The organism is Xenorhabdus sp. SGI240, assembly GCF_040081915.1.
Classification (GTDB): Bacteria; Pseudomonadota; Gammaproteobacteria; order Enterobacterales; family Enterobacteriaceae; genus Xenorhabdus; species Xenorhabdus bakwenae.
In genome coordinates this window covers 1-22,931 of the sequence record NZ_JBEBMB010000024.1, presented here as the reverse complement: position 1 = coordinate 22,931, position 22,931 = coordinate 1, and the positions used below count along the sequence as shown (strand labels likewise).

At 42.6% G+C, this 22,931-nt stretch carries 16 protein-coding genes and 1 pseudogene; 9 read left to right on the top strand and 8 right to left on the bottom strand.

Annotation, left to right across the window (positions count from 1 at the left end; all coding sequences use genetic code 11):
• The first annotated feature begins 78 nt into the window (after positions 1-78).
• From ABLA76_RS05580 to ggt, 3 genes are all read left to right on the top strand, one after another.
• Positions 79-666 (top strand): ACP phosphodiesterase, encoded by a 588-nt coding sequence (locus ABLA76_RS05580; RefSeq protein ID WP_348987185.1) that lies wholly within the window; start codon positions 79-81, stop codon positions 664-666.
• A gap of 182 nt (positions 667-848) precedes the next feature.
• A complete protein-coding gene (locus ABLA76_RS05575; RefSeq protein ID WP_285809495.1) occupies positions 849-1,451 on the top strand; it encodes a peroxiredoxin C in 603 nt (200 codons plus the stop codon).
• A 236-nt stretch (positions 1,452-1,687) separates the two neighbouring features.
• On the top strand, positions 1,688-3,448 hold the full coding sequence (ggt, locus tag ABLA76_RS05570; RefSeq protein ID WP_348987184.1) for a gamma-glutamyltransferase: 1,761 nt from the start codon (positions 1,688-1,690) through the stop codon (positions 3,446-3,448).
• A 100-nt stretch (positions 3,449-3,548) separates the two neighbouring features.
• Here ggt and brnQ read toward each other — a convergent pair whose 3' ends face one another.
• From brnQ to phoB, 3 genes are all read right to left on the bottom strand, one after another.
• On the bottom strand, positions 3,549-4,889 hold the full coding sequence (gene brnQ, locus ABLA76_RS05565; protein ID WP_348987183.1) for a branched-chain amino acid transport system II carrier protein: 1,341 nt from the start codon (positions 4,887-4,889) through the stop codon (positions 3,549-3,551).
• A 355-nt stretch (positions 4,890-5,244) separates the two neighbouring features.
• On the bottom strand, positions 5,245-6,570 hold the full coding sequence (phoR, locus tag ABLA76_RS05560; protein WP_348987182.1) for a phosphate regulon sensor histidine kinase PhoR: 1,326 nt from the start codon (positions 6,568-6,570) through the stop codon (positions 5,245-5,247).
• A gap of 19 nt (positions 6,571-6,589) precedes the next feature.
• Entirely contained in the window at positions 6,590-7,279 is a 690-nt protein-coding gene (gene phoB, locus ABLA76_RS05555; RefSeq protein WP_348987181.1) for a phosphate regulon transcriptional regulator PhoB, read from the bottom strand.
• A 269-nt stretch (positions 7,280-7,548) separates the two neighbouring features.
• Here phoB and sbcD point away from each other — a divergent pair, with 269 nt between their 5' ends.
• Together sbcD and ABLA76_RS05545 are read left to right on the top strand one after the other, a co-directional pair.
• Complete coding sequence (gene sbcD / locus ABLA76_RS05550; protein WP_348987180.1) at positions 7,549-8,766, top strand: exonuclease subunit SbcD; 1,218 nt, start codon at positions 7,549-7,551, stop codon at positions 8,764-8,766.
• Between the two features lie 17 nt (positions 8,767-8,783).
• The gene (locus tag ABLA76_RS05545) at positions 8,784-12,464 is read left to right on the top strand and encodes an AAA family ATPase (RefSeq protein WP_348987179.1); all 3,681 of its coding nucleotides are present in this window, start codon (positions 8,784-8,786) and stop codon (positions 12,462-12,464) included.
• A 204-nt stretch (positions 12,465-12,668) separates the two neighbouring features.
• On the opposite strand, the gene ABLA76_RS05540 is transcribed toward ABLA76_RS05545, so the two are convergent.
• The 3 genes from ABLA76_RS05540 to ABLA76_RS05530 all read right to left on the bottom strand — a co-directional run bounded on the left by ABLA76_RS05540 (position 12,669) and on the right by ABLA76_RS05530 (position 18,534).
• Positions 12,669-14,291, bottom strand: coding sequence for an ABC transporter substrate-binding protein (locus tag ABLA76_RS05540; RefSeq protein WP_348987178.1), 1,623 nt, complete (start codon positions 14,289-14,291; stop codon positions 12,669-12,671).
• A 274-nt stretch (positions 14,292-14,565) separates the two neighbouring features.
• Positions 14,566-16,200 (bottom strand): ABC transporter substrate-binding protein, encoded by a 1,635-nt coding sequence (locus ABLA76_RS05535; protein WP_348987177.1) that lies wholly within the window; start codon positions 16,198-16,200, stop codon positions 14,566-14,568.
• A gap of 378 nt (positions 16,201-16,578) precedes the next feature.
• On the bottom strand, positions 16,579-18,534 hold the full coding sequence (locus tag ABLA76_RS05530; RefSeq protein WP_348987176.1) for a bifunctional 2',3'-cyclic-nucleotide 2'-phosphodiesterase/3'-nucleotidase: 1,956 nt from the start codon (positions 18,532-18,534) through the stop codon (positions 16,579-16,581).
• Between the two features lie 319 nt (positions 18,535-18,853).
• Between ABLA76_RS05530 and rdgC the strand changes: the two genes are divergently transcribed.
• Complete coding sequence (gene rdgC, locus ABLA76_RS05525; protein WP_348987175.1) at positions 18,854-19,765, top strand: recombination-associated protein RdgC; 912 nt, start codon at positions 18,854-18,856, stop codon at positions 19,763-19,765.
• Positions 19,766-19,810: 45 nt separating this feature from the next.
• Here the strand turns inward: rdgC and ABLA76_RS05520 are convergent, their stop codons facing one another.
• Positions 19,811-20,959: a porin gene (locus ABLA76_RS05520; RefSeq protein ID WP_348987174.1), complete on the bottom strand. Its 1,149-nt coding sequence runs from the start codon at positions 20,957-20,959 to the stop codon at positions 19,811-19,813.
• Positions 20,960-21,276: 317 nt separating this feature from the next.
• On the opposite strand from ABLA76_RS05520, the gene ABLA76_RS05515 reads away from it, so the two are divergent.
• Both ABLA76_RS05515 and ABLA76_RS05510 read left to right on the top strand, forming a co-directional pair.
• Positions 21,277-21,399, top strand: a complete 123-nt coding sequence (locus ABLA76_RS05515; protein WP_348987173.1) for a hypothetical protein — start codon at positions 21,277-21,279, stop codon at positions 21,397-21,399.
• Positions 21,400-21,602: 203 nt separating this feature from the next.
• Complete coding sequence (locus tag ABLA76_RS05510; RefSeq protein WP_348987172.1) at positions 21,603-22,229, top strand: TetR/AcrR family transcriptional regulator; 627 nt, start codon at positions 21,603-21,605, stop codon at positions 22,227-22,229.
• Positions 22,230-22,327: 98 nt separating this feature from the next.
• On the opposite strand, the gene ABLA76_RS05505 is transcribed toward ABLA76_RS05510, so the two are convergent.
• Positions 22,328-22,642, bottom strand: a complete 315-nt coding sequence (locus ABLA76_RS05505) for a hypothetical protein (protein ID WP_235428273.1) — start codon at positions 22,640-22,642, stop codon at positions 22,328-22,330.
• A 71-nt stretch (positions 22,643-22,713) separates the two neighbouring features.
• Here ABLA76_RS05505 and ABLA76_RS05500 point away from each other — a divergent pair.
• A pseudogene (locus ABLA76_RS05500) lies at positions 22,714-22,931 on the top strand (type II toxin-antitoxin system RelE/ParE family toxin); the annotation flags it as partial.

Below are 22,931 nucleotides of genomic sequence, written 5' to 3'. Positions count from 1 at the left end.
GCGGACTAGTCTAGTGCTGCAAGCGCAAGGGTGCAACAAAGAAGCACCTGGTTTAACTATTTACGGTATACTCTCGCTATGAATTTTCTCGCACACCTTCATTTAGCTGCATTAGCGGAAAGTTCCTTACTGGGGAATTTGATGGCAGATTTCGTCCGTGGCTCTCCAGAAGGCGCATTCTGTTCTGATATTGTAGCCGGTATCCGTATGCACCGTCGGGTAGACAGTCTGACGGACAAGCATCCACTTGTCCTGGAAGCTCGCAAATTATTTCGCCCCGAATATCGGCGCGTTGCCCCCATTACCCTTGATATCATCTGGGATCACTTTCTTTCTCGACATTGGGACAAATTTGAAAAAAATTACTCCTTGCCCGAATTTGTCAATCTTGCCCGCAACAATATAGAACCTCATCTCACGTCAACCCCTGAAAAATTTCGGGAATTGAATAACTACCTCTGGTCACAAAACTTATTCATCCGTTATGCCGATATGTCATGCATCGCCAATGTCTTACAGAGCATGGCACGCAGGCGCCCAAAATTATTCGCATTGGCAGGATCGTATCAGGATATTGAAAATCATTACTTTGATTTTGAAACACTATTTTGCCAGTTCTATCCAGAAATGATGTCACTAGCAACAAATAAGCATCTGTTTGAGTAGCCACTATCTTGAACTTTTCACAAATAGTTTTATCTTATGTAGTCTAAAAGGAATTAAAAACAGTTTATTGATAGATAAAACCTATTATAACGATTGGTATTTTATTCTTTATTGCTATAACCTAATTCCTTATGCTGTAACCCGTTTTTACATAACACCTTTTAAAATCACAGGAGTCAATTATGGTTTTAGTCACCCGCCAAGCCCCTGACTTTACAGCTGCCGCAGTTCTCGGCAACGGTGAAATTGTTAATAACTTCAATCTGAAAAAACACCTGAATGGCCGTGCTGCTGTTATTTTCTTCTGGCCAATGGATTTTACTTTCGTTTGTCCTTCTGAGCTGATTGCTTTCGATCATCGCTATGAAGAATTCCAGAAACGTGGTGTTGAAGTTGTTGGTGTATCCTTCGACTCTGAATTCGTTCACAACGCATGGCGTAAAACTTCAATCAACGAAGGTGGCATCGGCGAAGTCAAATATCCAATGGTAGCTGACATCAAACGTGACATCATGAAAGCTTACGGCATTGAGCACCCAGAAGCCGGCGTTGCTCTGCGGGGTTCTTTCTTGATTGACAAAAATGGTGTTGTTCGCCATCAAGTCGTTAACGATCTGCCACTGGGTCGTAACATCGATGAAATGCTGCGTATGGTTGACGCTCTGCAATTCCATGAAGAGCACGGCGAAGTTTGCCCTGCACAATGGGAGAAAGGCCAGGAAGGTATGGGCGCTTCACCGGAAGGCGTAGCAAAATACCTGACCAAAAACGCGGGCAAGCTGTAATATCCCACCAAGCGTTCATCATACTGTGTTATGAAACGCGCCAAACCAGCCGCTCAGTCGGCTGGTTTTTCTAATCTGAAATTTCTTTTTTCACTGACTTCCGCGCGAAAAATCATCTTTTAAAAAACCTGAGCTTTAGATAAGGTGAGTTACGAAGTCGTAACAAAAGCAATATAAACGCCCAAATGACTTAACAGTGGCTAATAACAAGAAGCTTATCCTCAGGAGATCAACACATGTTCAAGGCATGGAAAATAACACTTATCACTATATCCCTATTTATTTCCACCCCACTTTATGCTGCTACTGAGCCTGCTGTTGAAGCTAAACAAGGCATGGTTGTCAGCTCACAACGCCTTGCTTCACAAGCTGGCATAGATATTCTAAAAATGGGCGGGAACGCCATTGATGCGGCGGTTGCCGTTGGATATGCCGAGGCAGTGGTTAATCCCTGCTGTGGCAATATTGGTGGTGGTGGATTTATGACCATCCATCTTGCCAATGGAAAAGATACTTTCATTAATTTCCGTGAAACAGCCCCTGCCGCAGCCAGCGCTGATATGTATCAGGATAAAGATGGAAACGTTATCAAAAGTGCCAGCCTGTATGGTTATAAATCAATTGCTGTACCGGGTACAGTAATGGGATTTGAAGAGGCATTGAAAAAGTATGGCACATTAACTCGTGAACAAGTCATGGCACCCGCCATCAAACTGGCGCGCGAAGGCTATATTCTGACCCGTGGCGATACCAATATTCTGGACACCACAGTTAAGCGTTTTGCTCAAGATCCAGAAGCTGCCCGTATTTTTCTGCGTGAAAATGGTAAGCCATTCGAACCCGGGGACCGGCTCATTCAAACCGATTTAGCCAACACGCTGGAAATGATTGCCAAACACGGGCCTGATGCTTTTTATCACGGCAAAATTCCCCAATTAGTTGCAGAAGCGTCAAAAAAATCAGGCGGAATTATTACCGCAGCGGATTTCGCCAATTATCACATTACAGAAACCGCTCCTGTCACCTGTAGTTACCGAGGCTATAAATTCATCTCTTCTCCGCCGCCCAGCTCTGGTGGTGTTACGTTATGTGAGATATTAAACGTCATTGAAGGCTACGATCTTAAATCCATGGGATTCAACTCTGCTGCTTATATCCACACATTGACAGAAGCCATGCGCCACGCCTATATGGATAGAAATACCTATCTGGGCGATCCAGTCTTTATCAATAATCCGCTTGATCGACTGTTGAGTAAAAGCTATGCCGAATCAATCAGAAAAGAAATTCAACCCAATAAAGCCACCCCATCAGTGAATGTTCAGCCGGATATGGGTCCCCATGAAAAACCAGAGACTACCCACTATTCCGTGGTAGATAAAGAAGGGAACGCAGTATCAACCACTTACACCATCAATGGACGTTTTGGTGCTGTCGTGATTGCCCCAGGAACTGGCTTCTTCCTCAACGATGAAATGGACGACTTCACAACTAAAGTCGGTGAGAAAAACCTGTATGGGTTAGTACAAGGTGCAACCAACTCGATCGCCCCCGGTAAGCGCCCACTATCATCAATGAGTCCAACTCTCGTGACCAAAGATAATAAAATCTTCCTGGTCTTGGGTTCTCCGGGAGGCTCACGCATTATCTCCATTACGCTACAAGCTGCCCTGAATATCCTCGAATTCAACATGCCACCACAAGAAGCTGTCGATAGCCCACGGTTCCACCATCAATGGCTACCTGACGAGGTCTATTATGAGCAACGTGGGCTGTCGAAAGATACCCTGAATTTACTGGAAAAAATGGGTTACAAAATGGTGGAACAGACACCGTGGGGAGCAACAGAGTTAATTATGATTGGATTGCCGGGTGCTGCCGGCGTTGCCCCGGAATCATCAGGTAACGATTCAGCCGTATCAGGTATTGTCCATGAAGGTTACATCTACGGTGCTAACGATGCACGGCGACCTGCCGGTGCCGCTATTGGTTATTAATTCAGCATAAATCAACGAAAAAGGTGGGCTGATTTCAACAGCGCACCTTTACCATCTTATAACATCACTTATCCATGTTTATCATGAATAGACTTCATTCCTACTTCTCTTCAGGCTGCACTTCATACTTTGGGAGCTTTACGCCGCCTACAATGCGGTCATAGATAGCGCACACAACCATCGTCAGTAAAGTAGGCAGTAACCAAGCCAAACCTTGATCCGATAATGGCAGATGCTTCGCCCACTCAGGCAGTAAATGAGTGAGGTACTCAGAAACTTTTATGGCATCCAAAACCCCAAACAGCAAACTGACAGACATGGCAGGAGCCAAAATACGGGTGCAGTTATGCCACCAACGGGTTGTAAAGCTCAGTAATATCAGCACGATACAGGGAGGATAAATGGCCGTCAGTACGGGAAGTGAGAACTTAATCAAGTGACTTAAGCCCATGTTAGAAACCAACATGGAGAATGTGCCTAAAATCAGTACCAGAGTACGGTAGGATAATGGCAAATAACGGCTGAAAAATTCAGAACAAGCACACGTCAAGCCAACAGCAGTCACCATACAAGCAACGAAAATCAGTACCGCGAGGAAGAAACTGCCGTAGTTACCAAAAATGCTTTGGACATAGGCGTGCAAAATCGCAGCCCCATTATCTGCGGTAGGCACTAATGTGCCACTGCCTTCCCCAAGTTTGAACAAAGAGAGGTATACCAGCGTCAAGCCAAGACCGGCAATCACGCCAGCCCACATAGCATAGCGCGTCAACAGGGAAGAAGCCGCAACCCCTCTGGAACGAACAGCGTTAACAATAACAATCCCGAATACCATTGCAGCCAGTGTGTCCATGGTCAAATAGCCATTGACAAAGCCATTTGAGAACGGAGTTTCCCGATAAGTTTCAATAGCAGGAACAGGGCCACCTGCTGGCCACAACACAGCCGCAATTCCTAAAATGGCTAACGCCACGATTTTGATTGGGGCCAATATATGGCCAACACTATCCAGTAGTTTGCCCGGATACAATGAAATCAGCACCACGAGTGCAAAATAGATCACACTATAGATAAATAGAGGAAGATCGCCTGTTCCGGTAAGTGATGCCATACCCACTTCAAAAGAAACCGTTGCAGTCCTGGGGGTTGCAAACAGGGGGCCGACAGCTAAATAGCAAACAGTTGCCAGAATCAGACCTGCCGTTTTCCCAATCGGTGCACTGAGTGCTTCAATGCCCCCACCCACTTTTGCCAACGCAATGACAGTAATGACCGGCATGCCAACAGCAGTTAGCAAAAAGCCAGTGGCTGAGATCCAAACATTCTCTCCTGCCTGCAAGCCAACCATAGGCGGAAAAATAATATTTCCCGCACCAACAAACAAGGCAAAGGTCATAAAACCTAATGCCCAAATATCCTTAGATGATAAACGGTATGCCATAATGATTGCTAATGTATTATTGCCAAAAGAGATGCATTTGCGACAGTTACTATCGCAAGTACTTGAATTTTCACTGGCGAGACCGAATTCTGATTTAACAGTCAGTGATCAACATAATATTCACTGATAATCGCAAGATACAGAATGATAGTAGTAATAACAGCTAGAATCGCCAACAACTGCCCCCAAGTAAAACTTTTATAGCGCTAAAAGGCAAGTGTAAAACCAAAAACCAGAATAATGTACTGAACTGGTTTTTAAAATCAGTTATTATTGTTATCTATCATTGAATACACACTATATGATTTGTTCATTTTCTGCTCGCGCGCATTTTTTGTTCATGCTAACGCATAAATCATTTTGTCGTAAAACGGTTTTTGGCAGAGGCAATAAGCCGAGATGCCAATAAAAAGCTAAACACTGAGCCTTTCCCTAAAGTACTCGCAATATCAAGATGAGTATTATAGTGATGCAATGCATGTTTCACTATCGATAAACCTAACCCATTCCCCCCAGTTTGACGTGAGCGGGCCAGATCGACGCGATAAAAACGTTCTGTCAGACGTGGTAAATGTTCCGCGCTAATTCCACCGCCATTGTCTTCCACTTTGAACTGTGCGCCTTGGGAAACATCTCGCCAGCTCACCTCAATCCTTGTGCCCGGAGGGGTATGTGTAATGGCGTTATAAACAAGGTTGGACATTGCACTGCGTAATTGCTCTTCATTACCAAACACTTTCAGCCTTTCATCAATATCAAACACAATATCGTGCTGCTCATTTCCCAAGGCCAATACTTTTCGTTGCAATACTTCCCGTTGCAATATTTTCAATATGTTGGGAACATCCACGACTTCATTCATGTTCACTTGTGGTCCCCCTTCAATTTTGGAAAGATGCAGCAGTTGTTGCACCAAACCATCCATTCTTCGTATTTGTTCCCGCATTGTACCGATGACTTTCTGGTTTACGTTAGTGTCGAACGCCTGATCCTCCATCATTTCCAGATAACCTTGCAGTACAGTGAGAGGGGTTTTGAGTTCATGACTTACATTGGCAAAAAAATCCCGTCTGGTATTTTCCAACTGTCGTTTTTGGGTGATGTCGCGCGCGACCATCAATAATTGCTTCTCAGAATAAGGCATAATGCGGAACTCTATCATATTGCCATTATTCAATTCGATGGACAGAGGGTGGGAAAAATCATTCGCTGTAATATAACGGCTAAAATCAGGATAGCGAAGCAGGTTGAAAATATGCTGACCGTTATCCTCAGGCCAGCGGAATCCAAGTAAATGCTGAGCCAGACGATTACACCAAAAAATATTGCCCTCCGTGGTCATTATCACAATGGCATCCGGCAATGATTCCGCCCCATTGCGAAAGCGCTTGATGAGTAATGCGAGTTCACGACGTCGTTTGCGATTGCGTTGCTGCAACTGATAAATACCATAAAAGATAGGTTCCCAGCCGCCACGACCGGCGGGCGGTAACATATTGCGATCCAGCCATAACCAATCGGATAATTTCAGTAAATTATAGCCATGCCATATCAGAGCCAAAAATAGTGCAATAACCAGCAACCATGCTAACTGACCGATGAAAAGAGACAAAATGACAGCGGGCAAGCAAAAAAGCACAAGCCCCCATACCAACTTTTTCCAGGATAAACGCTCAAGCACGCGACTTTACTCCGAACAATCAATAGCGGGTAGAAAAGCGATAACCCGTACCACGCACCGTCTGTACCATCCTTGCGTGATCCCCTATCTCCAACGCCCTACGCAAACGGCGAATATGTACATCAACCGTACGATCTTCCACATAAACATTTGTTCCCCACACATAGTTGAGCAGCTGCTCACGACTATAAACACGCTCAGGATGAGTCATAAAAAAGTGGAGAAGTTTGAATTCAGTTGGTCCCATTTCCACATCTTGTCCATGACTGGAAACGCGGTGGGATGACGGATCCAGCGCTAATCCACCCATATCAATAATCTCTTCCGACTCTGTAGGTGAAAGGCGGCGCAAAACAGCCTTAACCCGGGCAATCAATTCCTTGGGTGAAAAAGGCTTTGTTATATAGTCATCGGCACCGACATCTAAGCCATGTACCCTATCTTCTTCTTCCACCCGAGCCGTGACCATAATAATAGGGATCGCCTTAACGTTATTATCCCGTTTCATTTGCCGGATAAGTTGTATTCCCGAACCTCCCGGCAGCATCCAGTCCAATAATACCAAATCAGGATAAGGCTCAGACAAACGTCTTATCGCCGTATCGTAATCTTCCGCTTCAATGGCCTGATAACCGTTTTGTTCCAGAGCAAAACAGACCATTTCACGAATCGGCACTTCATCTTCAACTACCAAAATGCGTTTAACCATGGCTAATTCCGTTAATGTCATTAAGGTCAGTGAGTTCACTACAAAACATTATGAGTCAATTTTATGACACTTTGATGAAACCTCTTACTCCTCAATTAGCAAGAAACAAACTGGCTCTCAAAGAAAATTTTGCAACTTTGTCATATTTCACTGTGGATGCGAAGTAGCTCGAAAATTCAGTAAAGAATGTCGAATTGCACAGGACATCCCTCAAACTGCCATTATAATTAACCCCTGCAACAAGCAAGGAAGTAACGGGCGGGAAAATCATGCGAATTATTCACACATCTGACTGGCATCTTGGCCAATATTTTTTTACTAAAAGCCGCGCTGCTGAACATAAGCATTTTTTGCAGTGGCTGATTGAAAAAATCATTCAATATCAAGTTGATGCACTAATTATTGCCGGCGATATTTTTGATACTGGTTCGCCCCCCAGCTACGCACGTGAACTTTATAACAAATTCATTGTGGCATTACAGCCTACAGGCTGCCAGCTTGTCATTCTTGGTGGAAACCACGATTCTGTTGCCACACTTAACGAATCAAAATCCCTCCTCTCTTACCTGAATACCCTTGTGATTGCCAATGCTGAAACTGAAGATATCACACAGCAGATAAAGCTTCTGAATAACAGAGATGGCAATGCAGGGGCCATTCTCTGTGCCATTCCCTATCTGCGGCCACGGGATATTATGACCAGTCAGGCGGGGCAATCGGGCGTACAAAAGCAACAGGCACTACAGGATGCCATCTCCGGGCATTATCACAAGCTCTACCAACAAGCCTGTGCATTACGAGAACAGCTCGGCCAGCCATTACCGATTATCGCCACGGGTCACCTCACTACGGTGGGCGCTTCCACTACAGATTCCGTTCGAGATATTTACATCGGCACATTAGAGGCCTTCCCCGCACAGTCATTCCCTCCTGCTGACTATATTGCACTAGGGCATATCCACCGCCCGCAAGTCATCGGTAAATCAGCGCATATCCGCTACAGCGGTTCTCCTATTCCACTCAGCTTTGATGAAGTGGGGCAGGAAAAAAGTGTCTGCTTAGTGGACTTTAAATCAGGCAAACTCGATAACATCACACTGTTACCAATCCCACATTATCAGCCTATGCAGCTTATTCGTGGTAATTTGAAACAAATCGAAGAGCAATTACACGTTTTCAAGGAACATCAGGGAGAGCGCCCGGTTTGGCTGGATATTGAAGTTGCAACCCAGGATTATCTGCACGACATCCAAAAACGCATTCAGGCCCTAAGTGAAGGGTTGCCTGTTGAGATTATCCTGCTACGCCGCAGCAAAAGCGCTCGCCAACGGTCACTGTCAGAACAACATAAAGAAACGCTTACCGAGCTAAGTGTAGATGAAGTCTTTGAGCGACGTTTAGCGCTGGCAGAAATCGATGATCTTGCCCAAAAACAACGCCTGACCACTCTATTTAAACAGACGCTGGATGATATTTCTCAGCAATAACCTGAAGAGAACATGCCATGAAAATTCTTAGCTTACGGCTGAAAAATATCAATTCCCTGCAAGGTGAGTGGAAAATTGACTTTACGGCAGAACCCTTTGCCAGCAATGGATTGTTTGCCATTATCGGCCCAACGGGTGCAGGGAAAACATCTTTATTGGATGCCATTTGCCTCGCCCTTTATCATGAAACACCAAGGCTCAACACTATTTCTGCCTCGCAAAATGAACTTATGACCCGTCATACCGCAGAGTGTCTTGCTGAAGTAGAATTTGAAGTCAAAGGCGTCGCTTATCGGGCATTTTGGAGTCAGCGTCGTGCTCGTAACCAGGTAAATGGCAAACTCCAGCCCCCAAAAGGAGAATTAGCCCTCAAAAAAGAGGGAAAAATCCTGTCTGATAAAATTCCAGAGAAAAAAGAAAAAATAGCCGAAATAACTGGGCTGGATTTTAGCCGTTTTACCAAATCCATGCTTTTGTCACAGGGGAATTTTGCCGCATTTTTGAATGCACAGGATAAAGACAGAGCCGATCTACTGGAAGAGCTAACCGGTACAGAAATTTACGGCATGCTGTCCCAGGAAATTTATCAACGCCATAAAGAGGTGCAATCTGAGCTGAATATCCAACAAGCCAAAGCCGCTTCCATTGAGTTACTCACGCCAGAACAACAACAGACATACCAAAACCAACAACAGCAGCTCATTACAGAAGAAACCCAACTCAGCCAACAAATGAAAGCCTTGCAAACAGCTGAACAGTGGCTTTTGCGACAGGATGAGCTACAGCAATCACTGGTCAGCAGTGCTTCACTTTTACAACAAACTGAACAAGACATTCAGGAAGCACAACCTCAATTGCAACAACTTGCTGCTGGCGAACCAGCAGAGAAAATCCGTCCATTATGGGATGCCCAAAACCGAGCCATCCATGAAAAACAGCGGATCATAGAACAACGCACAAAAATAGAGTATGAGCGCCAACAACAACTGGCAATGCTGCAACCTGCCGAACAGCAACTGACACAACTGGAAAAACAGCGGGAAGAACATCAACAGCATCAAAACCAACAAGAAACGCTCATCTCAGCGCAAATTATGCCGCTCGATCATAAAATTGATATCCAATCCAAAGATCTGCTGAAACTTGAGCAAGAGATTGCAGGACAAAACCGTGACCTCACAGACATCTTATCCCAACACCAAGCGACACAGGACCGAACAGCAGCTTTAAATAGCGAACAAAAGGCGTTGGAATCCTATGATGAGCAGCACCCTTATTACCGCAGTTTGGACAGCAAACTGCCTGAATGGAAACAACTATTCACCCGCCAGAAAGAGCGACAAGAAAAAATAGATCAGCTTACCCAAAGCACCCAACAAATTGCCTCAGAGCTTGCCCGCACAACCGATGATTTACATACCTTGAATGCAGAGTTAGCCAAACAACAAGAACAGAGCCAAATACTGCGCAACAGCCTTGCCACTGCGGCAAGCCAACTCACAACTTTGCAGCAAAAGCATCCACTAGAACAATTACAAAAAAATTTAGAAAATTATCAGAAACAATTAGTATCACAAAACCAACTGGAGATCTTACTTCCCCAGATCCAGCAGTTACATACCACGATCTCAGCCGATCAAAACCAATTGATCCAATCTCAAGCATTGGTAAAAGCCTTACCTGATCAGATCGCAATCCTCAATCAACAATTGGCAGATAAGCAGCAACATTATGACGATCTCACCAATCGAATTCGTTTAGAACAACAAATAGTTAGCCTAGAAAAAGAACGGGCACAATTAAAAGCAGGTAAATCTTGCCCGCTGTGTGGTTCAACTCATCATCCTTTAATCAACGAATACCAGAATATTGCCCTACCACATTCAGAAGAGCGTTTGAAAACGCTGCGCCAACAGATTGAGCAATTGCAAGAAAATCGTGCAACCCTACAGCAAAAACAACAGATTCAACAGCAGCACTGCGAGCAATTGCAGCAAAATATTGCACAATACAATATTAAATTAGCAGCATTGGTTAAACAGTGGGAACACCATTGCCAGCAGTTACAAGCTACAGAATTACCGATGAAAGCAGAGACGGTTAATCACTTTATCAGTCAGCGACAATCTACTTATCACCAATACCAAGCTCAACAAGAAGCACTTTCACAGGCAGAGAAAAACTATCAAGCAGCCGAAAAAGCACTTGCTGCCAATCGGGAGCAATACCAGGCTTGTGAAAAGAATATTGAATTGGAAAAATTCAAACAGGATTCAGCCCAAAAACAATTGGCAGAAAAGGCGGAAGAAGTTCAACTAATAGAAGCTCACTACGCAGCGACAGCACAACAGTTAAACACACAATTACAGCCAACACCTTTCACACTCCCTGCCCCCTATGAAACAGAAAACTGGCTGCAACAGCGTGAACAGGAATTAAAAAACTACCACAATTCACGAGAAAAGTGGCAGCAGCTACAAAAAGAGCAAGCAGCCTTGCAAAGCAAACTGGGTGAACTAGACAAACAAAAAAATAAGCTCTCCACTCATCTTCATGCTTTGAATGAACAGCAGAAACAACAAATACAGTTATTGGAACAAACACGCCAGGAACGTCATCGTTTATTTGGCGAACAATCCATCATTGCCGTTCGTCAGGCTTTGCAACAAAAAACCAATGAACTGGAAACGAGCCACAAACAAGCAACTTTCCATCTGCAAACACTGCAAAATAAAATGAGTCAATTAATCGGTGCTGCCAGTGAAATAGAAAAAAGCCACCTCGCCGCCGAAGCAAACTACAAACGTGCTGCCAGCCATTTCCAAACAGGCTTAGAACAGCAAGGCTTTCCTGATCAATCATCCTTTGAACGTGCTTTATTGGAACCGGAACAGCGGGAAAAATTACAACAATTACAAGAAAAACTTGAACAGCAACAATTGCAGGCCAAAACACGCCACCATGAATCAGAAGTGGCCTTACAACGACATACAAAAACACAGCCGCAATTACTTAACCAGTATGAACCTCAACAATTAGCCGCCCTATTGACCGACGTTACGGCTCAGTTGAAACACAACAACCAACAACAAGGGGAAGTCAGAACCCTATTGAGCAGTGATGCAACTCGCCGCCAACACCAACAGGAGTTACTGGCACAGATCGCACTTTTACAGCAAACATATGATGACTGGAGCTATCTCAATAATCTTATTGGCTCCGCCGATGGCGCTAAATTCCGCCGTTTTGCTCAAGGCCTGACATTGGATCATCTCGTGCATCTGGCTAATATTCGATTGGAAAAATTACATGGCCGCTACTACTTGCAACGCAAGGATGACGGTGGGCTGGAATTACAAGTCGTTGACACCTGGCAAGCGGAAGCCATGAGGGATACTAAAACGCTTTCTGGAGGTGAAAGTTTCCTTGTCAGCCTGGCTCTTGCCCTCGCCTTGTCTGATCTAGTGAGTAACAAAACACAAATAGAATCCCTGTTCCTTGATGAAGGCTTTGGCACGCTTGATCCTGAAACCCTGGATATCGCTTTGGATGCACTGGATCACCTTAATGCATCAGGAAAAACTATCGGGGTAATTAGCCATGTAGAAGCCTTAAAAGAGCGAATTCCTGTTCAGATCAAAGTGGAAAAAAAGAATGGATTGGGCTTCAGCCAATTAGCCGCAGAATTTCGGGTTTAAACATGGAAATCAAATAGTGACAACCGCCTGAGCAATGTGTTTGATGTGTATATAAAGCCTTGCAATATACCAATCCAACTTCAAGATGCGTGTTATATTTCCCCGCGAAGCGGGGAAATATAAGGCCTCGCGTCGTCTTGCGGATTGCAACTTGAAGTTTATCGCGTATAGATGATGGAGAGCCTGCTTTAGCAGGCTCTTAATTTAGTGCTTAATGACATAAAGATCTTTCGTTGATATTCTCCCCAAAAGATCGGCGTAATAGCCACCAATATAAGGCTTCACCAATATCGAAGTAACATAGTAATAAACGGGGATAACAGGAGTGTCTTTTGTCATAATATCGAGTGCCTGTTGAAAATCCTCTTGTTTATTCGTTTCTCCTGCTTGACGAATCCAATTATCGAAGTCTTTATTAGAATAAAAAGAGGTATTATTGGTTTGATTTGTTGTAAATATATTAAAAAAAGCTATCGGATTATTATAATCGCCAATCCACCCGCCTCTAACGACATCGAATTTCCCTTGATGTTCGTTCTCCAGCATAACTTTCCACTCTTCAATTTGTATATTAGCAATAACACCGAGATTCTTTTTCCACATCGAGGTTGCCGCAATAGCCACTTTTTTATGTAAATTTGATGAGTTGTAAACCAAATTAAATTTAAGAGGATGATTTTTATTAAAGCCCGCTTCATTCAATAATTGTTTAGCTTTTTCATTACGTTGAGCTTGTGTCCATGAGATATAATCAGGCTGTTTAAATTTAAAACCACCAATTCCTGGTGGCAGGATGGTATAAGCGGGTATTTGCCCTTGAGCAACAACTTTATCAGCAATAATATTTCTATCCAAAGCAAGATCTAGTGCTTGCCGGATTCTAATATCTTTAAACAGCGGTTTTTTATTGTTAAATTCATAGTAATATGTGCTAAGTATCGGTGAAATATGAACCTGTGAGTTCATGTTTTTCTTTAATGAGGCAAAAGATCCTAATGGGATCGTAAATGTAATATCTATTTCTCCGGCCAGATAACGGTTTAAATCTGAGGTATCTGATGAAAGTGGGAGATAAGTGACCTTATTAATAACGGTGTCTTTATTATCCCAATAATAAGGATTTCTTACTCCAACAATTTTTTCATTCACTTTCCACTCTGCTAACTTAAATGCGCCACTGGAAACAAAAAAATCAGGTTGAGTCCATTTGTCTCCATATTTTTCAACGGCTTTCTCGCTAATCGGAGACGCAATATTGAACGCTAGCATCTGTAAAAAGTATCCAACAGGTTTTTCTAGCCTGACCTCCAATGTCGAATCATCCAGGGCTTTGACACCAAGCTCTTCCGCTTGTTTCTTTCCGGCTAAAATCTCTTTGGCATTCACCACGGAAGCATCCGCAAAATAGCTGCCATATGGAGAAAGCGTTTTAGGATTTGTTAACCGCCGCCAGCTAAATACCACATCATGCGCAGTAATTGGCGTACCATCAGACCATTTGATTCCTTTCCTCAGATGAAAAATCCAGGTTTTATTATCCTTCGTTTCCCAGCTTGCGGCCAGTTTGGGTATGATCTGGCCCTGTTTATCCGTGCCTACTAACGTATCAAAAAAATCATTGATAATGTTTAATGCAATATTACCTTCAACTTTATCGACATCCAATGAAGCAGGCTCTGCACCATTATTGCGGACAATTTCTTGTTTTTCTGCTAATTGTGTACCTGATGGAATAACTGTGGCATAAGACAATGTTGTACTACCCAATATAATACTGATAGAAAAAACTAATGTTTTAACCGTTTTTTTGCTGATTTGATTTAACATGTCATGTCTCCCCATAGCTGTGCTGTAATTATTTATTTTTATCCTTTATTTTATTTTCAATCCATATTTCAGCATGACACGCTATTTATTACCCAATAAATTATTTAATGCAATAATAATAAATTTTTTAAATACTGTATTTATAGCTATGTATTTATAGTTATGTATTTATACACAATAGTTTTCAAATTTCAGCACAGAGGAAAAAGTTATCCTGAAAGGAAAAGCAATTCTTGCTTTTCCTTTGAACAGGTATCATGAACCACTATGGTTATCAGTGTTTAATAATATAGAGATCTTTTGTCGGGATATTTCCCATTGAGTCAACGTAAAATCCACCAACATAGGGCCTGACTAGTTTTACACGGACATAATAATAAACGGGGATGGCAGGTATTTCCTGATTGAGAATATCAATGGCTTGTTGATAATCGGCGGGTTCATTAGTTTCATCTGCTTTTAAAACCCATTGATCGAATTCCTTATTTTGATATCTCATATGGTTATTGGTATTCCCTGACGTGAAAATATCTAAAAAGCTAGTCGGGCTACTATAATCAGCATTCCATGCGTATCTTGTCAGCTCAAAATTGCCTTGCGTCATACTGTCATTTTGTGTTTTGGTTTCCTGATTTTGTAAGATAACTTCCACACCTAGATTCTTTTTCCACGCCGAGCTGGCAGCAATGGCAATTTTTTTATGACCATCAGAGGTATTATATAATAAGGTAAACTTAAGTAGGTTCTTTTCATTAAAACCAGCCTCATTCAGTAACGTTTTGGCTCTGGCGACGCGCTGTTCCTGTGTCCATGAGGCATATTCTGGCTGTTTTAAATAAATACCCCCAGCCCCCGGAGACACCACATCATAAGCGGGCTTTTGACCATTGCCTAATACCTTGTCAGTGATAATATTTCTATCCAATGCTAAAGCCAGCGCTTGTCTGACTCGAACATCATTAAATGGCGGCTTTTGCATATTAAAGAGATAATAATAAACACTCATCATGGGTTTAACATGTAATTGATCACCAAACTTCCTCTTAACGGTTGGCAAGAATTCCAGTGGCCCTCCGTTAGAGATATCAATCTCGCCTGTCATATAGCGGTTTAGATCCGCTTTATAATCCGATAATGGCAAGTAAGTGACTTTATTAATTACGGTATTTTTATTATCCCAATAATAGGGATTTCTGATACCGACAATTTTTTCATTCACTACCCATTCAGAAAGTTTAAAAGGCCCATTGCTGACAAAATGTTGGGGCAGAGTCCATTTACTGCCATATTTTTTAATAACCTGTTCACTAACAGGAGACATGGCGGGATGCGCCAGCATTTGCAGAAAACCCGCTTTTGGCCTTTCCAGTGTAATTTCTACCGTTGCATCATCCAGGGCCTTCACACCGAGTTCTTGCGGTTTTTTCTTACCAGACAGTACCTCACGGGCATTCACGACAGTCGCCTGAATCAGGTAACTCCCGTAAGGAGAAATCGTGTCAGGTGTCACCAATCGCCGTAATGAAAAAACCACATCATGGGCAGTCATCGGTGTACCGTCAGACCATTTAACCCCTTTTCTTAAATGGAAGATCCACGTTTTATTATCTTTGGTTTCCCAGCGTTCAGCCAAAGCGGGGATAATATGCTCTTCTTTATCTGTATCAACTAAGCGCTCAAAAAAATCCCTCAAAATATCAAATTCACTGCTACCCTCAGATTTATGCGGATCTAATGAACCTGGTTCGGAAAAATTGTTGCGGGTAATTTCTTGCTTATCCGCCAATTGTACATTGGGAGGAACAATCGCAGCATATGAGAAAGTGATATTTCCCAGCATCAGACTGACAGAACAGATAAATATTTTAGCTATCTTATTTTTTATTATTCTTACCCGAATTTTTTGCATATTAATGCTCTCCATACTCGATAAACTTCAAGCTTCAATCCGCAAGACGACGCGAGGCCTTATATTTCCCCGCGCGGCGGGGAAATATAACACGCATCTTGAAGTTGGATTGGTATATATTGAATAATACCTTCGCGTAATTTGACATTTATTCTCATACCAAAGTGCAACGCATAATAACTCACGTTACACTATCTTTGATCTATGGGTTTTATCTACGCTTATCTGCGTTATCTTTTATCTCTGTCACACTATCTCTTAATATTCTGACCCTAAGCAACCCATCACTGCAAAATTCTTGCTATCACACATAAATAACTTGCCTGCCCTTTAGCCAGGCAGAAGAGCAGGCATTAAGACGACCAAATTCAGTCAGTTTTATTTTTTCTCTGTTAAATCAATTTGATAGATAGAAAAACCAGTATCATCATTTTTTAAGTACTTCATCGGGTATTGGGCGTGTTCCTTAACGAATGTCGCCGCTTTTTCTGTTGGAGAAGTTTCGAAACGGATATCTAATTTTTTATCTGTTTTGATTGGCAAGAATGACCAGTTGTTTTCAGCCTGAGTTGATACAACCCCCTTCTCTTTGGTCATTCTGGCAATGTAAGAAGCCAAAATGGTGCGGTTTTCATCCGGTGAAGCAAATGCAATGTGATCTTCTCCGGTTCCGGCGAATTTGCCACCGTAACCACGGTAGTTATTGGTGGCGATCAGGAAAATGGCTGTTGGATCAATTGGCTTACCCTGATAGGTAACATCTTTGATGCGGTTCGCCCCTTTATTGATAAGCTGGCAATCAGTGTCGTATTTAGCAGGTTGAGTCAGGTCTATCTTATAGTTAACCCCTGTGATGGTATCGAAGTTATACGTGCGGAAACCCTCCCAGTTCAGCAATTCTTGTGGTTTGGTGGAGTTTGCATCAATCTGGTTAAACATGCCCGCCGCGCATTCCAGCCACTCAACCACATCCGCCCCCGTTGCTTTTACCACCACCAGTGTATTTGGGTAGAGATATAAATCTGCGGCGTTACGGAAAGTCAGATCACCTTTTTCCACTTCCACAAAGTCAGCCGGTGAATTTTTACGCCCGCCAGCTTTGAAAGGGGCCGCCGCCGCTAAAACAGGAAGGCCATCCAGATTAGGATCACCCTGAATAAAGCGTTTGGTGTAATCTACCTGCGCATCATTGACGATCTGCACAGTGGGATCACTCTGGATCAGCGCCAGATAGCTGTACATGTTGTCAGAGGCTTTACCGATAAATTTACCGACGAATTCACGGGTTCCCTTGTGATCTTTTTCGATGATGGCAGCCAGTTGATTATCGCGTTCAACCAGGGCTTTTTTATGGGCTTTATCATAGATAGGACGGGCTTGTGCTTTGGCAGATTCAACTTTCCACTCACCACTGTTGTTATTGATCACCATATCAACAACCCCCAGATGATCCCCCCACTGCCCCGGCATAACGGCAGGAATGCCATTAATCGTGCCATCAGCGACATTAACACCTTTGATACCCGCATATTCTTTGCTCGGGAATACACCGTGAGCATGACCAAACATAATGGCATTAATGCCGGGGACGTCACTCAGATAGTAAACCGAGTTTTCTGCCATCGCTTTATAAGGATCTTGAGAAAAACCGGAATGAGGAATGGCGATAACCAGCTCTGCACCCTCTTTCTTCATCTGAGGGACGAATTTTTTTGCGGTCGCAGTGATGTCATTAACAACCACTTTGCCATTGAGATTGGCTTTATCCCAAATGGTGATTTGAGGTGGCACAAAACCGATATAACCGATCTTAATCGAATGCGCTTTGCCTTCGCGATCTTTCACTGGAGTCTCAACGATAATATAAGGCGTAAAGTAGTTTTTACCGGTTTTGGCATCGATGATATTCGCATTGATATAAGGAAATTTGGCACCGGCAATAGCCTGTTTCAGATAATCCAAGCCAAAGTTGAATTCATGGTTACCAAAGTTACCGACGGTATAATCCAGCGTATTCATCAACTTGTAGGCTGGATGAACCTCCCCTTGTTTCAATCCTTTTGCCACCACATAATCCGCAAGCGGGCTGCCTTGAATCAAGTCACCGTTATCGACCAAGATCGCATTGGTTGCTTCCGCTTTGGCCGCCTTAATTAAGTTCACAGTACGAACCAGACCAAATTGCTCCGTGGATTTATCTTTAAAGTAATCGAAATCCATCAGATTGCCGTGAATATCCGAGGTTTCCATCACCCGTAAATCAACGGTTGCTGCGTTCACATTGAATGCCACCAACATTGCCAGAGTGGATATTTTCACCATGTTCTTCATCATGCTATTCCCCTTTATAGAATAATACGGGAGAACTCAAACCCGCTTCTCCCTATGAAATTTTACTTAAAAAGACAAACGTGCGCAGGTTAGGGTGGTGAGTAGCCACCTGGCTGCACTTTTAACATTGCCTGCTCTCGTTGGCGATGCACATAGCCCACTTTTCCTATTGAGCAGGGCGACGCTGTTTATTATATGAAAATGAGGAAGTGATTATAGGAAACTCTAGAAGTTCTAGGGCTTCGTCACATGATTCGTTATCATGCCCCCTTATATTTTAAGATGACCTTTGTCACGACGCGCAACAATATGGGGTAACTATATGTTATGGTTCAAAAATTTAATGATTTACCGTTTAAACCGAGAGATTTCCCTTTCGGCGGATGAACTGGAAAAACAATTAAGCCCATTGGCATTCACCCCATGCGGCAGCCAGGATATGATGAAAACTGGCTGGATTTCGCCAATGGGTTCCCACGGTGAAGCATTAACCCATGCTTCCGGCAATCAAATTCTGATCTGCGCGCGCAAAGAAGAAAAAATACTGCCTTCTCCGGTGATTAAGCAGGAATTACAGGACAAAATAGCCCGTCTGGAAGGTGAACAACACCGCAAGCTGAAAAAGACGGAGAAAGATTCACTGAAAGATGAAGTCATTCATACGCTACTGCCAAGAGCATTCAGCCGTTTCAGCCAAACCTATATTTGGATCGATACCGTCAATCATGTGATCATCGTTGATGCCGCCAGCGCAAAACGGGCTGAAGATAATCTGGCACTGTTGAGAAAGACATTGGGATCACTGCCCGTTGTGCCTCTTACTTTCACCAATCCCATTGAATTGACGCTAACCGAGTGGGTACGTTCAGGTGATCTTCCTGCCGGTTATGCCCTGATGGATGAAGCCGAGCTAAAAGCCATTCTGGAAGAAGGCGGGGTGATCCGCTGTAAGAAACAGGATTTGGTCTCAGACGAAATTGCGGCGCATATTGAATCCGGCAAATATGTCACTAAGTTGGCCCTGGATTGGGAAGAGCGTATTCAGTTTATGCTGTCAGACGATGGCGCTTTCAAGCGCATTAAATTCAGCGAAACTTTACGTGATCAAAATGATGATATCGATCGTGAAGATGTGGCCCAACGATTCGATGCTGATTTTACCTTAATGACAGGGGAACTTGGTGCACTAATCAAAAATACGATTGATGCGCTGGGTGGCGAAGCCGAAAGGTAATCACAAAAGAACTGCCTCAATGGGTTTGAGGCAGTTCGATAACCATTAAAAGCGATAAACCAAACCAACACCAAAGACATCGTCAGTACTGATCTTCGCTTTCTTGGTAAAATCATTGTCTTTCAATAAGTTGAATTGATATTCAGCATACGTGCCCATGTTTTTGTTGAAATTATAGAAGGCACCGACTGAAACATATTTCACCAAATCTTCAGATCCCTCGTTTGTCAATATGCCCCTGTCAGCTAGGTCATTACCCAGATCTTTACCTTTGGAATAAACAAAAGCGACAGAGGGGCGCAAACCAGAATCAAACTGATACTGAGCCGTCAACTCAATATTTTGGGTTTTATTGGCAAACATCGTGTAGTTATTCACAGAGCTGCCAAACCGGGTCATATTACGGGTTTCACCATACATGGCGGCCAGATAGACGTTATCTTTGTCATACTTGGCAGAAACGATCCACGCTTCGGCTTTATTGCCTTTTGCCAGAACGTTAGCGGCATCAGCCCCCCGTTTCTGTACCGAAGTACGGTCAGAGTTGCCGTATGACGCCCCAATATTGAAACCATTACCAAAGTCATAGGTGCTGGAAAGGCCAAAACCATCGCCATTTTGCCTTGCAACATCGCTACGGCTATTTTTAGTACCCTCATCATTTTTAGCCTGATACTGCAAGGCAAAATTCAGGCCATTGACCAAACCAAAAAAGTCAGTGTTACGATAAGTTAATAACCCTGTTGAACGCCCCATCAGGAAGTTATCGGTTGCGGCCATGGAATCACCACCAAATACCGGCAATACATCTGTCCATGCGTTGGCATCATAAACCACACCATAATTACGCCCATAATCCAGCGACCCGTATTCACCAAATTTCAACCCAGCGAAAGCTAAACGTGTTCTGGTATTTGCCCCACTTTCGACTTCTGTACCATTGGCACCCATATTGAATTCCCAGCGCCCGAAACCAGTGAGTGTCTCCGTAATTTGGGTTGAGCCTTTAATACCGATACGACCGACAGAACCATCACCCGACTGGCTATCTGATTTGGAGAAAGTTCTTTGCACATCGGCTTTTCCATATAAATCTATTTTATTGCCATCTTTATTATAAATTTCAGCCGCATTTGCGCCCCCCGTAATGAGAAGTACCGGAATTGCCATTGCTAGTGCGTTGCGTTTTATCATTGTCATCATCCTCATTCGTCTTGTTATTATTTAGCCACCGCCAAAAGATCGCTATCCCAAGAACACGTTGCTCTGGAATAGTCAATAATCAGATGGGCGGAGTATTTCACCTGCTTTGGTTAATTTAATGTTAAATTTGTAACAAGTAATGACGATACTAAGATCTAAACAACCTTTTTGCTAACAAAAATTAGCAAAAAGTGCCATCTTGTGAAGAATGTCACATTGTAGGGATATTTTCTATAATTCAACCCGATCAATTATGATAATAGTTTATTAAAAACAGTAAGTTATAAATAATAACCGGGTAATAAAAAATGCCAGAAGAGCAGCCCAAACGCAAATTAGGCTTCCTTAAAAGCAAGGGTAGCATTCCCGCCAATTTTGACGATATGAACAGCGCCGAAATTATTGATATGTTCGAAGGGAAATATTCATAGTGAAATTCCTGTCAGATACCAACATATTACTGTTTTTCATGAATGGGTAATCACGTTTTGATAGGGTTGACAAGCCTCTGCGAATTCTGTAATTGATGAAATGTAATTTAATTCTTCCATTTAAACTTAAATCAAGCGGTTCTGTTTATTAATGGGATCACGCCAGCGCGATACAAATATTAATAACTTATTAAGGTGCTAAAATGGCAGAAAATCATCCGCGTCCACGAGGCCGCCCCACCATTCCAGAGCAAGTCATACGCCAAAAAATTCACGACGTCACTTTTCTACTTCTGATTAATCAAGGTTATAACAAAACAACCTTGGATGAGGTTGCCAAAAAAGCCGGCATTGCTAAGAAAACGCTCTACCGTTTTGTCAAAAACCGAGAAGATCTGCTTGAACAGGTAGTGATGAGTTGGGAAGATAATTTTATTCCCGATTTTAAGAAGGAAGCCAATAATTTTCAGCAATTGATGAAGTCATTGAAAATATTTCTAACTGAAATAGCGGAGAAATATTTATCTATGGAAGCGGTAGGATTATTTAAATTATTACAATCTGATTTTCCTTATCGTGAAATATTATTGAGTAAATATCAACAAAGTGAAATTGAAAAAAGCAGAAATATATTGACTAACTGGCTTGAAAGCCAGTATCAAAAAGGATTACTGAAAAAAATGGATTTTCATATTATCAGTGAACTTGTCATCTCGATGGTAATTGCAGAACCACTCAGACAAATGGCGCTGGGCATTCTTCCATCTTTGCCAGAAACAGATATTACACCTCGTATTAGTGCAGCGGTTAGTTTGCTTGAGCGTGAGTAATGTTTATTATTAAGGCTGAGAAATAAATTTCCAGCCTTTTATTTATTAGAATATCCATTTTAATATATTACACAACCTTATTATCATTCTATATGTTACTAACACCATAAGGTTGAAATAAATAGATAAAATATGATGATGCCATATTTCACAGCATAATTGTTGGGTACTCTACTCCACATACTCTGGTATAACGTGCCAACGTATTTATCGTTTGATTCCATTACGCTTACTGTAGAAGGGTTAACTCCCATAATTTTGGCGATCTCTTGATGTGTTAAGCCAGCATATTCCTGCCATTTTTGCAAAGTTTCTTGCAAACGTTCTTTTCTTGTTTCTTCTTTGTAATCCACTCTATATTCTGGATCTTTCATCCATTTTTCGTGCAGTTCTTTATGAGTTGTTAATTTCATTAAGCACCTCTTGTAACAACTGGATACACAGTACCCCATCATGCTTGTATGGATAACAATCAGAGGTTCAGATGAATTATTTGGAGTTTATCGAAACCACTGCATTCAGTAAGAGGCGAGCCAAATTCATGGAAGATGATGAGTTTCAGGAACTCCAGAGCTATTTACTGAAACACCATGATAGTGGCGATACGATTAGTCAAACTGGTGGATGTAAAAAAATTCGCTGGAGTCGCAAGGGAATGGGAAAACATGGTGGGGTACGGTTATCTATAGCAAAATCATACTA

Bases quoted from the DNA above. Each gene is read 5' to 3' on its own strand.
- ABLA76_RS05540 (WP_348987178.1), bottom strand. From the start codon at position 14,291: ATGTTAAATCAAATCAGCAAAAAAACGGTTAAAACATTAGTTTTTTCT.
- ABLA76_RS05515 (WP_348987173.1), top strand. From the start codon at position 21,277: ATGCCAGAAGAGCAGCCCAAACGCAAATTAGGCTTCCTTAAAAGCAAG.
- ABLA76_RS05545 (WP_348987179.1), top strand. From the start codon at position 8,784: ATGAAAATTCTTAGCTTACGGCTGAAAAATATCAATTCCCTGCAAGGT.
- brnQ (WP_348987183.1), bottom strand. From the start codon at position 4,889: ATGGCATACCGTTTATCATCTAAGGATATTTGGGCATTAGGTTTTATG.
- sbcD (WP_348987180.1), top strand. From the start codon at position 7,549: ATGCGAATTATTCACACATCTGACTGGCATCTTGGCCAATATTTTTTT.
- ABLA76_RS05535 (WP_348987177.1), bottom strand. From the start codon at position 16,200: ATGCAAAAAATTCGGGTAAGAATAATAAAAAATAAGATAGCTAAAATA.
- ggt (WP_348987184.1), top strand. From the start codon at position 1,688: ATGTTCAAGGCATGGAAAATAACACTTATCACTATATCCCTATTTATT.
- ABLA76_RS05510 (WP_348987172.1), top strand. From the start codon at position 21,603: ATGGCAGAAAATCATCCGCGTCCACGAGGCCGCCCCACCATTCCAGAG.
- ABLA76_RS05530 (WP_348987176.1), bottom strand. From the start codon at position 18,534: ATGATGAAGAACATGGTGAAAATATCCACTCTGGCAATGTTGGTGGCA.
- ABLA76_RS05575 (WP_285809495.1), top strand. From the start codon at position 849: ATGGTTTTAGTCACCCGCCAAGCCCCTGACTTTACAGCTGCCGCAGTT.
- phoB (WP_348987181.1), bottom strand. From the start codon at position 7,279: ATGGTTAAACGCATTTTGGTAGTTGAAGATGAAGTGCCGATTCGTGAA.
- ABLA76_RS05580 (WP_348987185.1), top strand. From the start codon at position 79: ATGAATTTTCTCGCACACCTTCATTTAGCTGCATTAGCGGAAAGTTCC.
- ABLA76_RS05520 (WP_348987174.1), bottom strand. From the start codon at position 20,959: ATGATAAAACGCAACGCACTAGCAATGGCAATTCCGGTACTTCTCATT.
- rdgC (WP_348987175.1), top strand. From the start codon at position 18,854: ATGTTATGGTTCAAAAATTTAATGATTTACCGTTTAAACCGAGAGATT.
- ABLA76_RS05505 (WP_235428273.1), bottom strand. From the start codon at position 22,642: ATGAAATTAACAACTCATAAAGAACTGCACGAAAAATGGATGAAAGAT.